Here is a 14,162-nt window from a genome sequence, read left to right on the forward strand (position 1 = left end):
CAGGTAGACACAAAGAATGTGGCGAAAAGGTGGCGATATCGCCACAATTCGGTCTAGGTTAATAATTTGATTGCAGAAATCAGGCGGCCATAATCTGCTTCTTTGGCGTGGGTGGCCCGGCGGTAGGAATAAAACCGGTCCGGGTCCGAATAGGTGCAATGGCGCGTCCATTCCGCTTGGCCGATTCCCGCCTGTCGCAGACGGTGCAGGCCAAAAGCGGGCAGGTCGAATTGCAGTCGGTCGCCTTCTCCATTGGCAAAGAAACGCAGGTTATCGGGTGATTCGGCGACAAAACTGTCCAGAAAATCCGGACCGACCTCGTAGGCCCGCTGCGAGATCGTCGGGCCGATGACAGCGACTGTATTCGCGCGGTTCGCGCCAAGCGCCTCCATCGCGTCCAGTGTTGCCTCAAGCACACCGTCCAAGGCCCCGCGCCACCCGGCATGGGCAGCACCGATCACATTGGCTTGAGCATCCGCAAACAGAACCGGCTGACAGTCTGCGGTCAGAATCGAAAGCGCCAGACCCGGTGTCGCCGTCACAATCGCATCCGCTTTTGGCCGGTCGCCGGTTTGCGGGCCATCAACGGTCACCACGGTTGGCGAATGCACCTGATGCACGCCGACCAGCGCGTCGGGGTCGACCTCCATCGCGTCGGCCACGCGGCCCCGGTTGATCGACACGACCTCGGTTTGATCCGAGGACCCGTAGCCGCAATTAAGTCCGGTAAAAATCCCCGAGGAGGCACCACCCCGGCGGCTGAAGAAACCGTGGCGCACGCCTGACAACATGTCCGAGGTCAGTATTTCCAGTGTCATGGTTCCAATCCCGGTGGAGGTGCCGCGTAGGAGGGGTAGAGACCCAGTAATTTGAACAGGTTTCCCATTTCATCGGGATGCGTCAACCTGCGATGTGCAGCCACCAGCATTTCAAGCTTCGCCCCGCCGAGCGGTTTGGCCAAAGCTTGTGCACGGGCGGTAATGCCCAGCCGTTCCAGAAACACGCCCTGAGGGGTCAGACGGGAATGGGCGCAACCCGCGGCACGCGCTGCCAATGCGAGTGGTTCGAAATCTACATGGGCGGTCAGATCGGCCTGACCGGGTGTATCTAGCGGATCCACGCTCTCATGCCCGCGCAGGGCCTGAAACGTGTCGCCCAGTGAATGCCAGTCGCCATAATCCACGATCAGACCGGCACCGCCGTGGCTGGCGATTCGACCCGCGATGACGGTCAGGATGGGGATTGCCGCCGCGCAAAGCTCAACCAGATTGCCATCTTTCGTGTCTTGCAATCGGTCCGTCAGAGCGACCTGATCCGCCTGAGCACCCAGTCCGAAGGTCAGCGATTCGCCCTCGGCCCCGATAAGGCGCTCGCGCCACGCAGGGCCATCGCGCAGGAACTGGCGGATGGGTAGGGCGTCAAAGAACTCGTTGGCGACCAGAAACAAGGGCGCGTCGGGCAGGTCTGTGAGCGTTGTGATCCAGCGCGGCGCAAATTCCTTTAACGTTTCTGCCTGAATGGCGCGCAGGGTCGGTGAGGCTTCGAACAACACGATCTCAGCCGCGTCATGGAAGCCACGGACCCCGCGTGTGGCCCGGAGGATGTCCACCATCAGTGTTCCGCGCCCCGGCCCAAGTTCGGCCAGAACGAAGTGATCGGGGTGGCCTTGATCCATCCAGCTTTGCGCCAGACTTAGGCCGATCAACTCACCAAACATCTGACTGATCTCAGGCGCGGTGACGAAATCGCCCTGCACACCCAAAGGGTCGCGGGTGGTGTAATAGCCATAGGTCGGGTGCAGCAGGCATTCGGTCATGTAGTCGGCCACGGTCATCGGGCCGTCTTGCGCGATGCGCTCCAGCAGATGGTCGGTCAGGCTCATCGCGCGTTTCGCGCGCGCAGGGCGAACCATAGGCCAAGCGCGATCATTGGCAGCGACAAGAGCTGCCCCATGGTCAGGCCATATCCGCCAATATGCCACGCCAGACCCAGAGGATTCCCGACCGAGATGAACTGTGCGTCCGGTTGCCGAAAGAACTCAACAATGAATCGGGACGCGCCATACCCGGCCAGAAACACGCCCATGACCAGTCCGGGTTTGCGCAGCGCGCCCTTGCGGTAGACCAGCCAAAGCAGCGCGACCCCCAGCAGCAACCCCTCCAGCGCGGCCTCGTAAAGCTGCGAAGGATGGCGTGCACACATGCCCACTAGTACGCCGGGACAGTCCTGCGCGGCAGAGCCGGGGAAGATTACCGCCCAAGGCACCTCGCTGGGGCGGCCCCAAAGCTCGGCGTTGATGAAGTTGGCCAACCGTCCCAGCAGTAACCCCGGCGGAACAGTGTGGGCGATCAGGTCGGCCAGCGGCAGAACCGATATCTGGTGACGGCGCGCATAGATGTAAGAGGCGACAATCACCCCCAGCAGACCGCCGTGAAATGCCATGCCGCCCTGCCAGACTTTCAAAATGTCCGCTGGGTTCGCAAGGTAATAGGCGGGCTGGTAAAACAGCACGAACCCTAGTCGACCGCCCAGAATCACCCCAAGAATGATCCAGGTGATCAGATCCTCAAGCTGCTGGGGTTTCATCGGCGGCGTGTTATCTGCCCAAAGCGCGGGGCGTTTCAGCGCCGCTGCCCCCAGCCTCCACGCGATCAGGATGCCCGCGATATAAGCCAGCGCGTACCAACGCAGCGCGAACTCCATCCCGAAGAGTGAGATCGAGAACAGCTCGGGCGACAGATCGGGGAAATTCAGAACAGCCTGCATGTGCGTCTCATTGCCCGTGCTTTGCAGGGCAAGTCAACCTTGAGCCTGACGCAAAGTTTACCCATATAGAGAACAACCGCGATTTCGGAGAAAAACTATGCAGACCCGCAACAAGATCCTCGACGATGTATCCCAACTGATGACCAACGCCATGGGCGTGGCACAAGGTGCACGGGAAGAGGCCGAGAACGCGATGAAGTCGATGATCGATCGCTGGCTGGCCGACCGCGATTTCGTCACCCGCGAAGAATTCGATGCCGTCCGCGCCATGGCGCAAAAGGCGCGCGAGGAAAACGCAGCCTTGGAACAGCGTATCGCCGCGCTAGAGGCAAAGCTGGACAAGTAACGTCCGCTGAGATTCATCGACAACAAGAAAAGAACCGCGCAATCCTTAGTCGGGTTGTGCGGTGTTGTGCATCTTGCCGCCTTGCGGAATTTAATCAAGACAAAGCTGTCCCCGGCGCCAATATTTTGATCGCCGTGGCCATTCGTCCACAACTTATTGCTGTTATCCCCAAGAAATAGGGTTGCCAGACGGGTGCGCGCGGCGCACCATATTTAGTACAGGCACATGGGGGAAGCCCGGCTTGTAGAGCAGGCAACTAGCGCTGGGGCGCTGCCAGCCCCAAATTGCTAGAGATAAGTGAGGTGGCATTATGGCCCTATCCGAGCAGTTTCTCGAAGAAGACCTTCATCCGATTGATATTGTTGAACACCTGGCCGAACATCACGACTGGGATTTTGATCGTATCGGCGACGATCAGATCGCCATGGCTGTCGAAGGACAGTGGCGCACCTATTCCATCACTTTGGCCTGGTCGAACTATGACGAAACCCTGCGCATGGTGTGCTCGTTCGAAATGGACCCGCCATCCGAGCGGGAAAGCGAGCTGTATGAGCTGCTGAACAAGATGAACGATCAGTGCTGGGCCGGGGCATTTACCTATTGGGCCACCCAAAAGCTGATGGTCTATCGCTATGGTCTGGTTCTGGCGGGGGGTCAAATGGCCAGCCCCGAACAGATTGATACGATGATCTCTGCGGCTGTCCTGAGCGCTGAACGCTATTACCCGGCGATCCAACTGGTCACATGGGGCAATCGTGATCCCGAAGATGCGATGCAAGTCGCCATTGCAGAGGCTTACGGCCGCGCGTAAAGCTTTGCCCTAAGCCAGATAATGGGGAGGGGCAATCATGGATATGTCGCGTGTCGCGGATCAGGGGCTGGTGCTTCTGGGATGCGGCAAGATGGGATCGGCCATGCTGGCGGGCTGGCTGGAACACGGCCTTCCTGCCTCTTCGGTCTGGGTCGTTGATCCGTACCCCTCGGACTGGCTGAAAGCACAAGGCGTCAATATAAACACAGCAATGCCCGAAGCGCCCGCCGTGGTGCTTGTGGCCGTCAAACCGCAGATGATGGGCGAAGCATTGCCCGCGATCAAAGCGCTGGGCGGGGGAGGAAGCCTGTTCGTCTCGGTCGCTGCGGGGACGTCGATTTCCACATTCGAATCCGTGTTGGGCGCGGGCACGTCGATCGTTCGGGCGATGCCAAATACGCCTGCGGCGATCCGGCAAGGGATCACGGCGCTGATCGGCAACGCACAGGCCTCCGAGGCCGATGTGACCCTGGCCGAAAACCTGCTGTCCGCGATTGGTGAAACTGTCCGGCTGGTGGACGAGGCGCAGATGGACGCAGTGACTGGTCTCAGCGGATCGGGCCCGGCCTATGTGTTCCACCTGATCGAAACGCTGGCCGCCGCGGGGCAGGCGCAGGGCTTGCCGCATGAACTGGCAATGAAGCTGGCCAAATCTACTGTTGCAGGGGCAGGCGCGCTAGCGATGGCCGCCGACGAAGACCCCGCGCAGCTGCGGGTCAACGTGACCTCGCCCAATGGCACCACGCAGGCCGCGCTAGAGGTGCTTATGCACGAAGAACAGGGTTTCCCCGATCTGCTGCACCGTGCCGTCAAAGCCGCCACCGACCGATCCAAGGAGCTGTCCCGTGAGTGAGATTACCTTCGACGATTTTCTCAAGGTCGATATCCGCGTAGGTGAAGTGATCCGCGCTGAGCCGTATCCCGAGGCCCGCAAACCCGCGATCAAGATGTGGATCGACTTCGGCGATGAGATCGGCGAGCGCAAGACCTCGGCCCAGATCACCGCGCATTACGACCCGGCCACTCTGGTCGGCAAGCAGGTGATGGCTGTGGTGAATTTCCCGCCGCGCCAGATCGGCAAGTTCATGTCCGAAGTCCTGGTGCTGGGCCTGCCCGACGAAAACGGTGAGATCGTTCTGATCGGACCGGATGGCAACGTTCCCATCGGCGGAAGGATGCACTGATGAAGGTATTTATTGCCCGGCCGATGACGCCAGCGGTCGAAGCGCGCGCAAGGGCTGAATTCGACGTTGAATTCCGGCCCGAGACTGCGCCGATGTCTGAGGAAGAAATGATCAACGCGCTGAACACGTTCGACATTGTCGTTCCGACGCTGGGGGATCAGTTCTCGGCGGATATCTTTGCGCAAGTGCCTGACCCGCGTTGCAAGCTGCTGGCCAATTTCGGCGTTGGGTATAACCATATCGACGTAAGCGCCGCGCAAGCTGCCGGAATCGCCGTCACCAACACCCCCGGCGCAGTCACTGATGCGACCGCCGATATCGCCATGGCGCTGTTGTTGTCCACGGCCCGTCGCGCGAGCGAGGGTGAGCGCCTGGTTCGCGCCGGTGCTTGGGAAGGCTGGCATCCGACCCAGATGTTGGGCCACCACGTCACCGGCAAACGGGTTGGTATCGTGGGCATGGGTCGCATCGGTCAGGCCATCGCGCGGCGTTGCCACTATGGGTTCTCGATGCAGGTGGCCTATCAATCGCGAAGCGCGAAGGATCTGGATTTTGCGGCAGAGTTCATTCCCGATCTGTCTGCTTTGGCGGCTTCGGTCGATTTCCTTGTGCTGGCGGTTCCCGGTGGCGCCGCAACCCGGCATCTGATCAATGCGCAGGTGCTAGAGACGATGAACCCCAACGCCCTGCTGGTCAACATCGCGCGCGGAGAGGTCGTGGATGAAGCTGCCCTGATCGCAGCCCTTCAGGCGGGGCAGATCGCCGGGGCTGGGCTGGATGTCTATGAATTCGAGCCCAAGGTCCCACAAGCTCTGATCGACATGGACAACGTGACCCTGTTCCCGCATCTGGGTACCGCGACGGAGGAAGTGCGCACGGATATGGGCAACATGGCGCTGGATAATGTCGCCGCCTTTGTCACGGGGCGCGCGCTGCCGAACCCGGTTTAGTCGCCCATCGCCTCGCGCCAATGCTTGCGGCAAAGCGAGACATAGGTCTCGTTCCCGCCAATCTGAACCTGTGCGCCTTCGGTGATGGTGTTGCCGTTCTCGTCCTGCCGAATGACCATCGTAGCCTTGCGACCGCATTCGCAGATCGTGCGCACCTCGCGCATTTCATCGGCCAGCGCCAGCAGCGCGGCAGAGCCCGGAAACAGACGCCCCTGAAAGTCCACGCGCAACCCGTAGGCCAGAACCGGTATTTTCAGATCATCCACGGCACGCGCCAGTTGCCAGACCTGATCCTCGGTCAGAAACTGCGCCTCATCAATGAACACGCAGGCCACCTTGCCCTGTTTCAGGCGCGCGTTGATCATGGCAAAAACATCGTCCTGCGCCCCGAATGTTTCGGCATCCGCCGCAATCCCGATGCGCGAGGCGATCTTGCCCACCCCTGCACGTCCATCCAGCCGGGCCGTCATCAGATAGGTATCCATGCCGCGCTCACGGTAGTTGTGCGAGGCTTGCAGTAACACGGTCGATTTGCCCGCGTTCATGGTCGAATAATTGAAGTATAGCTTTGCCATACGCCCGGGTCTAAAACGCCTGAACGGCGCGGGCAAGGGACCAATATAAACCAAGAAAGCGTCGTCGCCGTTGTCGTTGCAAGGGTCGAGCGCAAGCTCATTGGGGATGGATACCCCCGCTTCAACAACAGCGACGCCGTCGGCCGTCATACGGCCTAACCATTGCAGGACCAGAAAAACGCCCCGCGGATACTCATAACCGGCTGGAAACGCCGCCACTCACTCACAAAATCCCTTCAATTCTGAGGGATAGTCAATTTATGCCATTTCAATTATGACTCGAGTATGGGAAATTTCCGCACCGTTTCCCCCACACTGGCAGATGTGGTGGTGAAGCCAGGCAGCAAAGGTTGAAACATGGCAGATATCGGGGCCTACCTGAAAAAGCATACCGAGGCATTGGTCAAAGACGTGGGCATCGAATCCGCCTGCGAGATTACCGGGAAATCCAAGGCGACCCTGGGCCGGTATTATTCCGACAATGCCGAGCACGCCGACCGGTTCATGCCGGTGGACGCGGTTGCCCGGCTTGAGGCCGTGTCCAACTTTCCGCATGTGACCTCGGCTTTGGCGGACCTAAAGAACATCACGCTGTCCTATGATGGTCGCAACTCGGACGCGCCCCGAACCGGAGGGGTGAATGCAGACGTTATCGCGCTAAGCCAGCGCTTTGCCATGCTGATGACCGAATACCAGGCCGCCATCGAAGACGGCATCATCACAGTGAACGAAGCCAAGCGTTTGTTGAAAGAGACCAGCCAGTTGCAGCAGGTTTTGATCGAGATGAAGCTGCATCTGGAAGAGGAAAGCGTGAGCTGAGCGCTTCTCATATCTTCGAGCAAAAAAAACTTGAGCGGCGCGTTCTACGAACGGCTATGCCTGCACTTGAGCTATTCCTCTTCCTGACAGCGTTCGTAGCTATCGCTCTGCGTTCTCAAAAAACGGCTTCCAACGGGTTCTGACAGGAGATGAACAAAACTGTCATCACGGTTTAACACCGCACCAATAGCGACATAGCTGCATGGCGTGTCATCGTATTCTTCTTGCGACAGTTGTTCTACATCCGCGCGGATGCGCCAGCCGGTATCGGGATACTTGTCTTCTTCTTCATGTTCGGAATCTTCACGATAAACATATCCCACGCGGGCGCGCCGTTCCAAAACTGCGTCATCAACGAAACAGCGGCCAAACCACTTGTTGAAGTCGTTTGAAAAACGCATTTGCAATTCCGGGTCATCCCAATCTATTCCAACTATGTGGTGGATTTTGAACTCGACCGGATCGCCGAGTGTCAATGCGGGTATGTCTTCTGGGGTGTTGTCGAGCCTACCTAGCAAATTTGAGCCGTCGCGGCGTTCTACGATAACCCACATTCTCTCCGCATCGTATTGTCCGGATTCAGGAACAGCGCTGAAAATCAGCTTTACGATTGTTCCAATACCGACTTCAGCAAGCTCTTCTTCGCTTGGTAAATGGAACGTGTATGGGTTTTCTTTTTGCGTTGGGCGCGGGTCGTGAAGGCGAAAACTGGGGCTTGTCACAAATGCAACCTTGATCTGCTTTACATTTCATCTTCTTGTTTGTTTTCAGCGCTAATGTGGTCAAGCTGCGGGTTAAAGGTAAGAATACCCTGCTGTGAAAGTCGCCACTTGCAGATGATGTTTATCCGCACCGCTTCACGATCACTGAACCCACGGAATACCCCGCCCCGAAGGAGCAGATCAGACCGACATCGCCATCTGCGAAATCGTCCGAGTATTTCGAGAACGCGATGATCGATCCGGCCGAAGATGTGTTGGCATAATCTTGCAGGATGTTGGGCTGTTCGCCCGGTTCGGGTTCGCGGCCCAATACCTTTTTGCCGATGAAATCGTTCATCGTCTTGTTGGCCTGATGCAACCAAAGACGTTTCAGGTCCGAACTGTTCAGCCCTTCGGAATCCATATGGTCGGCGATGTGCTTACTGACCATCGGCAGCACTTCCTTGAAGACTTTGCGTCCGTTCTGCATGAACTGCATATCACGCCGGTCGACCACGCCATCAGGGCGCGAGCGGCGCAAGTAACCGTTATTGTTGCGGATATTGTTGGAAAATTCGGTGGCGCAGCGGGTTGAGAGAATCTCGAAATAGGGGCCGTTTGCGTCCTCGACGCGTTCGATCAGGGTGGCGGTGGCGACGTCTCCGAAAATGAAATGGCAATCGCGGTCGCGCCACTCTAGATGGCCAGAGCAGATCTCAGGGTTCACCACCAGCGCGGATTTCACCGATCCCGATCGGATCATATCCGCCGCCGCCTGAATGCCAAACGTGGCCGAGGAACAGGCTACATTCATATCAAAGCCAAAGCCTTTGATCCCCAGCGCCTGCTGGATTTCGATCGCAATCGCTGGATAGGCACGTTCGTGGTTCGAGGCGGCGCAGATCACCAGATCCACGTCCTCGGGTGCGCGCCCGGCTTGCGCCAGCGCCTTTTTGCACGCATCTACGGCCATCTCGGTCATGATGCCGGGTTCATCATCACTACGCTGACGCAGCAACGGGTGCATCACGTCGGGGTCAAGTACGCCGGTCTTGTCCATCACATAGCGGTTGTGGATGCCCGAGGCCTTGACGATGAATTCTTCCGAGGAATGTTGCAGCGGTTCCATGTCACCTGCGGCAATCGCGTCGGCATGCTCGGCATTGACCCTGTCGGCATAGGCGTTGAAGGCGGTGACGAGTTCTGCGTTGGTGATGATGTTCTCTGGCGTGAATACACCGGTGCCGGTGATTGCTGGCGTGTGCATAGGTGAACCTGCGTTTTTCGGATTTGCTCAAAATGCCGCCAATACCCGGTCAGTTCAAGAGAGATTGACCCAAGGGAATGCCAAAGTTGGCGTCCAAATGCGCTTCAATTCTTGAATAGTTCATTTTTTGAAGTATATGCGGTCGCGAGGTCTCTAAGGGATTCGGTCCATGACATTCGATGACAGTGCGCTGGTAAAACGGCTCAGTCCTGAAATGCAGGCCATGATGGGCGTGTATGCCTTGTACTGGAAGCTTGAAGAAAGCTTTGACTCGTTGGAAATCGAGCTGACCCATCAGGAATGCCACATGTTGATCAAGCTAGACCAGCCCAAGCGCATGGGGGTTCTGGCGTCGGATATGTTGACAGTGCCCTCCACGATCACCTCTACGGCGGACGCGTTGGAAGCATCGGGGTATCTATCCCGACAACGCGACCCTGAAGATCGCCGCGCCTGGTTGTTGGTGCTGACCGACAAGGGGCTTGAAATGCGTCAGGCCCTGGTGGCCGAAGCGGGGGCTTTGTTTCACCGCGCGTCGGGGTTGGATGCTGATGAGACGGCAGAATTTGCGCGTCTGGCCCGGAAAATCCGGGAAAACATATTGAAAACGGGAATACCCGAGGGGTTGAAGAAATGAAATTGATCTCTGTTTTGGGCATTGCCCTTGCCCTGCTGGCCACCTCTGCCACGGCGCAAGAGACGGCCAAACCAGTCAAGCTGATGGTTGTGCAGGAAACTACACCGGGGTTTTCGCGTCAGTTCTTTGGTCGTGTGGCTGCGCGCCAAACGGTCGATCTAGCGTTTCAGGTGGCTGGGCAGATCATGGACATGCCCGTGACCGAGGGGTTCGTGATCCCCAAGGACGAGTTGATTGCCGAGCTAGACCGTGAGCCGTTCCAGCGCCGCTATGACCGGGCTGTGTTGCAAAAAGAACAAGCCGATCGAACGCTGGCACGCTTGTCCCGTTTGCGCGGTACGGCGGCCAGTCAGGTTGCTGTGGATGACGCCGAAACAGCGGCACAACTAGCCGATATCGCTGTGCGCGATGCGCTTTATGATCTGGAACAGGCGACGCTAACCGCGCCCTTTGACGCGCTGGTCTCAAGCCGCGCGGTGGAATCCTTTACAACCGTATCGGCCGGAACCCCCATCGTTCGTATCCACGACATGTCCGAGCTGCGGATCGAAGTGGATGTGCCCGAAATTCTGTTTCAACGCTCGGGCCAGCAAGATGACATCACCATCACCGCCAAATTCCCTGTCAGCGATGAGGTGTTCCCGCTGCAAATCCGCGAGTTTGATGCTGAATCTTCGAGCGTTGGTCAAACCTTCCGCATTCAGTTCGGCCTGACCCCGCCGGAAGGGCTGCAGATTCTGCCGGGGTCTTCAGTGACGGTGAACGTTCAGGTACAGGATCAACGTACAGGCATCGTGGTCCCGGCGACCGCGATTGTGGCGGATGCCGAAGGAACGCTTGGCATTTTCGTATTCACGCCGACAGGGGCCGATGAAGGCACGATCACGCGGGTGCCGGTGACGATCGAACCCACGGAAAGTGGGGACGTGCGCGTTCTGAGCGGGCTGAACAATGGCGATGAGGTCGTGGTCGCAGGCGGTGGAGCATTGACCGACGGGCAGACGGTGCGCCGTTTTGCCGGTTTTGCGAATTAAAGAGGGCAGGGTCATGAACATCGCGCGCGCATCCATTGACCGGCCGATCTATACGTGGCTGATCATTCTGATCGCTCTGTTTGGCGGCATCTGGGGGTTCCTGTCGCTGGGTCGGCTGGAAGACCCGGCCTTTACGATCAAGAACGCGGTCATCGCCACGCAATATCCCGGTGCCACTGCCGAACAAGTGGCGCTTGAGGTCTCGGAACCTCTGGAATCGGCGATCCAGCAGATGGGAGAGGTCAAAACCATTACTTCGGTCAACCAACCGGGGTTCTCGCTGATCGAAGTTGAGGTGAAGTCTACCTATGACGGAACCGAATTGCCCGAAATCTGGACCAAGCTGCGCGCCAAGGTCCGCGATGCGGCTCGCGCGTTGCCGTCAGGTGTCAGCCAGCCGCTTGTAAATGATGGATTTGGCGATGTTTTCGGGCTGTTCTATGCGGTCACCGCGGATGGATTCTCGGATGCTGAAAAGCACGAGTTGTCGACCTTTCTGAGGCGCGAATTGCTGACCGTCGAGGGCGTAGCGGATGTCGAGGTGATGGGCCTGCCGGAAGAAGCTATTTTCGTGGAGCCCGACCTAGCCATCTCGGTCAATCAGAATGTGCCGTTGCAGGCGATCAACGATGCCATCGTCAATGCGGATTCGGTGAATGCATCGGGTTCGCTGCGGTCAGACAATGACCGTACCACGGTCCTGACTGCCGAAGGGTCCGATACGGTTTCGGCCATCGCGGGGTTGTCGGTTGGCTCGCAAGGGCAGGTGATCAACCTGTTTGATATGTCCAATGTCTATCGCGGGCGCCAAACCGACCCCGAGGTCATCATCCGCTTTAACGGCGCCGAGGCGTTCACGCTGGGCATCGCGGGCCTGTCGACCGAGAACATTGTCGAGGTCGGCAAGCGCGCCGATGCGAAATTTGCCGAACTGGACGGGCAGATTCCCTATGGTGTGGAAATCCTGCCGATCTATCAGCAACATGTTGTGGTCGAGCAGGCCTCGAACGATTTTCTGGTGAACCTGGCTTTGTCGGTGGCGATTGTAGTGACGGTTCTGGCCATCTTCATGGGCTGGCGCGCCGCGATTGTGGTGGGCTCGACCCTGCTGCTGACCGTGGTGGGAACGCTGCTGTTCATGGCCATCTTCTCGATCGAGATGGAGCGGATTTCGCTGGGCGCGTTGATCATCGCCATGGGGATGCTGGTCGACAATGCCATCGTCGTGGCCGAGGGGATGCAGATCGCCATGCTGCGCGGCAAAAACGCGCGCGATGCGGCGGATGAGGCTGCGTCCAAAACACAAATCCCGCTGCTGGGCGCGACGATCATCGGTATCATGGCGTTTGCTGGTATCGGTCTCAGCCCGGACGCATCGGGTGAGTTCCTGTTCTCGCTGTTTGCGGTCATCGCGATCTCATTGCTGCTGAGTTGGATTCTGGCACTGACGGTGACGCCCATGCTGGGGCACTATTTCTTCAAACAGGGTAAAGAAGGCGCGGTGGATGCTTATGGCGGACTGATGTTCCGTATCTACGGGACCGTCCTGCGCTGGGCTTTGCGGTTCCGCTGGCTGGTGATCGCCGCCTTGGTGGGGGTGACGGTGGCCTGTTTCGCCGGGTTCGGTCTGGTCAAGCAGCAATTCTTCCCGGATTCGAACACACCTCTTTTCCTTGTGCATTATAAATTGCCGCAAGGTACTCCGATTTCCCGCACCGCTGATGATATGGCCGTGTTTGAAGAATGGCTGACCAACAGGGATGAAGTCGTGTCGGTCGCAACTTTTGTCGGACAGGGCGCGACCCGGTTTTTGCTGACCTATTCGGCCGAAAAGCCGAACCCCAGCTATGGTCACCTGATCATCCGAACCGAAACCCTAGAAGACATCCCGCAACTGCGCGCGGATCTGGAAGAATTCGGCTCGGCCCAGTTCCCTGAGGGTGAGTTTCGCACCCGCCGTTTGATCTTTGGTCCGGGTGGCGGCGATCCGATCCAGGCGCGGTTCTCGGGCAGCGATCCGGTAGTTTTACGGCAACTGGCAGAGGAGGCGGTCCTGCGGATGCGCGCCGCGTCCGATAATGCCCTGCACGTGCATCACAACTGGCGTGAAAAAGAGCTGGCGGTTCAACCGATCTACGCGACCGAGCGCGCCCAAACTGCAGGTGTCAGCCGCGAAGACATCGCAGCCACGTTGCAGTTTTCAACCGATGGCATCACCGGCGGGGTGTTTCGTGAACGCGATCGCCTGATCCCAATCATCCTGCGCCGCGCTGCGAATGGCGATTACTCGATCGTGGATCAGGTGGTGTATTCCGATCAGTCCGAACGCTTTGTTCCGATCGAGCAGATGGTGGACGGGTTCGAATACAAGGCCCTGAACACGCTGGTACATCGGCGGGATCGGGTCCTGACCATCACTGTTGGTGCAGATATCCCGGCAGGTTTCACGGCGGCTCAGGTCCATTCCGAAGTCCGGGCGGCCATCGAAGACATGGATTTGCCCGCCGGATACCGGATGGAATGGGGTGGTGAATTTGAAAATGCCGGTGAGGCCAATGAAAGCCTTGGACGGCAACTGCCCTTGAGCCTGCTGATCATGGTCTTGATCTCGGTGCTGATCTTCAACGCGATCCGGCAGCCGATCATCATCTGGCTGCTGGTGCCGATGTCGGTAAATGGGGTAGTCATCGGGTTGCTGGGCACCGGGTTACCATTTACCTTTACGGCGCTGCTTGGGCTGCTGAGCTTGTCGGGGATGCTGATCAAAAACGGCATCGTTCTGGTGGAAGAGATCGACCTGGTTCGCGCAACCGGTAAGGGACTGCACGAGTCGATCGTCGAAGCCTCGGTCTCGCGTTTGCGCCCGGTGATGCTGGCGGCGATTACGACCATTCTGGGGATGGCACCGCTGTTGACGGATGCGTTCTTCAAATCGATGGCGGTGACGATCATGGGGGGGTTGGCCTTTGCCACGATCCTGACCATGGTGGCCGCGCCCGTGTTCTACATGGTGTTCTTCCTGCCGGAATACCGGCGCAAATCAGCGCCGCAACCTGTTGTTTAAATGAAAAA

General features: G+C 58.3%; 15 protein-coding genes. 9 read left to right on the forward strand and 6 right to left on the reverse strand.

Translation table 11 applies throughout. The features are described from left to right. Positions 1–53: 53 nt before the first annotated feature. Genes pgeF through lgt form a run of 3 tightly spaced genes read right to left on the reverse strand, consistent with a single transcriptional unit; the run spans position 54 to position 2,766 of the window. Entirely contained in the window at positions 54–818 is a 765-nt protein-coding gene (gene pgeF / locus GOV80_RS07965) for a peptidoglycan editing factor PgeF (RefSeq protein WP_170783831.1), read from the reverse strand. Then, on the reverse strand, positions 815–1,882 hold the full coding sequence (locus GOV80_RS07970) for a class I SAM-dependent methyltransferase (protein WP_170783834.1): 1,068 nt from the start codon (positions 1,880–1,882) through the stop codon (positions 815–817). Before GOV80_RS07970 ends, pgeF begins: the two co-directional genes overlap by 4 nt. After that, positions 1,879–2,766 carry a prolipoprotein diacylglyceryl transferase gene (gene lgt, locus GOV80_RS07975; protein ID WP_170783836.1) on the reverse strand — a complete coding sequence of 296 codons (888 nt, stop codon included), beginning with the start codon at positions 2,764–2,766 and terminating at the stop codon, positions 1,879–1,881. The genes GOV80_RS07970 and lgt overlap by 4 nt, the downstream gene beginning before the upstream one ends. Before the next feature lie 97 nt (positions 2,767–2,863). Here lgt and GOV80_RS07980 point away from each other — a divergent pair, with 97 nt between their 5' ends. The 5 genes from GOV80_RS07980 to GOV80_RS08000 all read left to right on the forward strand — a co-directional run bounded on the left by GOV80_RS07980 (position 2,864) and on the right by GOV80_RS08000 (position 6,057). Next, entirely contained in the window at positions 2,864–3,112 is a 249-nt protein-coding gene (locus GOV80_RS07980) for an accessory factor UbiK family protein (RefSeq protein WP_170352360.1), read from the forward strand. A 310-nt stretch (positions 3,113–3,422) separates the two neighbouring features. Further along, entirely contained in the window at positions 3,423–3,923 is a 501-nt protein-coding gene (locus GOV80_RS07985; protein ID WP_170783838.1) for a type III secretion system chaperone family protein, read from the forward strand. A gap of 37 nt (positions 3,924–3,960) precedes the next feature. Further along, complete coding sequence (gene proC / locus GOV80_RS07990) at positions 3,961–4,776, forward strand: pyrroline-5-carboxylate reductase (protein WP_170783840.1); 816 nt, start codon at positions 3,961–3,963, stop codon at positions 4,774–4,776. After that, the gene (locus GOV80_RS07995; protein ID WP_170769045.1) at positions 4,769–5,107 is read left to right on the forward strand and encodes a tRNA-binding protein; all 339 of its coding nucleotides are present in this window, start codon (positions 4,769–4,771) and stop codon (positions 5,105–5,107) included. The genes proC and GOV80_RS07995 overlap by 8 nt, the downstream gene beginning before the upstream one ends. Next, complete coding sequence (locus GOV80_RS08000; RefSeq protein WP_170783842.1) at positions 5,107–6,057, forward strand: 2-hydroxyacid dehydrogenase; 951 nt, start codon at positions 5,107–5,109, stop codon at positions 6,055–6,057. Before GOV80_RS07995 ends, GOV80_RS08000 begins: the two co-directional genes overlap by 1 nt. On the opposite strand, the gene GOV80_RS08005 is transcribed toward GOV80_RS08000, so the two are convergent. Next, positions 6,054–6,632, reverse strand: coding sequence for a thymidine kinase (locus GOV80_RS08005; RefSeq protein WP_170783844.1), 579 nt, complete (start codon positions 6,630–6,632; stop codon positions 6,054–6,056). The genes GOV80_RS08000 and GOV80_RS08005 overlap by 4 nt on opposite strands. Positions 6,633–6,989: 357 nt before the next feature. On the opposite strand from GOV80_RS08005, the gene GOV80_RS08010 reads away from it, so the two are divergent. Further along, positions 6,990–7,451, forward strand: coding sequence for a hypothetical protein (locus GOV80_RS08010; protein ID WP_170769047.1), 462 nt, complete (start codon positions 6,990–6,992; stop codon positions 7,449–7,451). 71 nt (positions 7,452–7,522) lie between these two features. Here the strand turns inward: GOV80_RS08010 and GOV80_RS08015 are convergent, their stop codons facing one another. Beyond that, positions 7,523–8,173, reverse strand: a complete 651-nt coding sequence (locus GOV80_RS08015) for an immunity protein Imm33 domain-containing protein (RefSeq protein ID WP_170783846.1) — start codon at positions 8,171–8,173, stop codon at positions 7,523–7,525. Between the two features lie 121 nt (positions 8,174–8,294). After that, entirely contained in the window at positions 8,295–9,419 is a 1,125-nt protein-coding gene (locus GOV80_RS08020; protein ID WP_170783848.1) for a beta-ketoacyl-ACP synthase III, read from the reverse strand. Between the two features lie 169 nt (positions 9,420–9,588). On the opposite strand from GOV80_RS08020, the gene GOV80_RS08025 reads away from it, so the two are divergent. The 3 genes from GOV80_RS08025 to GOV80_RS08035 are packed head-to-tail and all read left to right on the forward strand — an operon-like array spanning position 9,589 to position 14,154. Next, positions 9,589–10,056: a MarR family winged helix-turn-helix transcriptional regulator gene (locus GOV80_RS08025; RefSeq protein ID WP_170783850.1), complete on the forward strand. Its 468-nt coding sequence runs from the start codon at positions 9,589–9,591 to the stop codon at positions 10,054–10,056. Then, entirely contained in the window at positions 10,053–11,090 is a 1,038-nt protein-coding gene (locus GOV80_RS08030; RefSeq protein WP_170783852.1) for an efflux RND transporter periplasmic adaptor subunit, read from the forward strand. Before GOV80_RS08025 ends, GOV80_RS08030 begins: the two co-directional genes overlap by 4 nt. Before the next feature lie 13 nt (positions 11,091–11,103). Next, positions 11,104–14,154, forward strand: coding sequence for an efflux RND transporter permease subunit (locus GOV80_RS08035; RefSeq protein ID WP_170783854.1), 3,051 nt, complete (start codon positions 11,104–11,106; stop codon positions 14,152–14,154). The last annotated feature ends 8 nt before the right edge of the window (positions 14,155–14,162 follow it).

The organism is Ruegeria lacuscaerulensis, assembly GCF_013034685.1.
Taxonomy (GTDB): Bacteria; Pseudomonadota; Alphaproteobacteria; order Rhodobacterales; family Rhodobacteraceae; genus Ruegeria; species Ruegeria lacuscaerulensis_B.

What these genes read in the sequence shown, in the direction of transcription:
- GOV80_RS08030 (WP_170783852.1), top strand. Translation starts at nt 10,053, where the DNA reads ATGAAATTGATCTCTGTTTTGGGCATTGCCCTTGCCCTGCTGGCCACC.
- GOV80_RS08020 (WP_170783848.1), bottom strand. Translation starts at nt 9,419, where the DNA reads ATGCACACGCCAGCAATCACCGGCACCGGTGTATTCACGCCAGAGAAC.
- GOV80_RS08000 (WP_170783842.1), top strand. Translation starts at nt 5,107, where the DNA reads ATGAAGGTATTTATTGCCCGGCCGATGACGCCAGCGGTCGAAGCGCGC.
- GOV80_RS07985 (WP_170783838.1), top strand. Translation starts at nt 3,423, where the DNA reads ATGGCCCTATCCGAGCAGTTTCTCGAAGAAGACCTTCATCCGATTGAT.
- pgeF (WP_170783831.1), bottom strand. Translation starts at nt 818, where the DNA reads ATGACACTGGAAATACTGACCTCGGACATGTTGTCAGGCGTGCGCCAC.
- GOV80_RS07970 (WP_170783834.1), bottom strand. Translation starts at nt 1,882, where the DNA reads ATGAGCCTGACCGACCATCTGCTGGAGCGCATCGCGCAAGACGGCCCG.
- lgt (WP_170783836.1), bottom strand. Translation starts at nt 2,766, where the DNA reads ATGCAGGCTGTTCTGAATTTCCCCGATCTGTCGCCCGAGCTGTTCTCG.
- GOV80_RS07980 (WP_170352360.1), top strand. Translation starts at nt 2,864, where the DNA reads ATGCAGACCCGCAACAAGATCCTCGACGATGTATCCCAACTGATGACC.
- GOV80_RS08035 (WP_170783854.1), top strand. Translation starts at nt 11,104, where the DNA reads ATGAACATCGCGCGCGCATCCATTGACCGGCCGATCTATACGTGGCTG.
- GOV80_RS08010 (WP_170769047.1), top strand. Translation starts at nt 6,990, where the DNA reads ATGGCAGATATCGGGGCCTACCTGAAAAAGCATACCGAGGCATTGGTC.
- proC (WP_170783840.1), top strand. Translation starts at nt 3,961, where the DNA reads ATGGATATGTCGCGTGTCGCGGATCAGGGGCTGGTGCTTCTGGGATGC.
- GOV80_RS08005 (WP_170783844.1), bottom strand. Translation starts at nt 6,632, where the DNA reads ATGGCAAAGCTATACTTCAATTATTCGACCATGAACGCGGGCAAATCG.
- GOV80_RS08025 (WP_170783850.1), top strand. Translation starts at nt 9,589, where the DNA reads ATGACATTCGATGACAGTGCGCTGGTAAAACGGCTCAGTCCTGAAATG.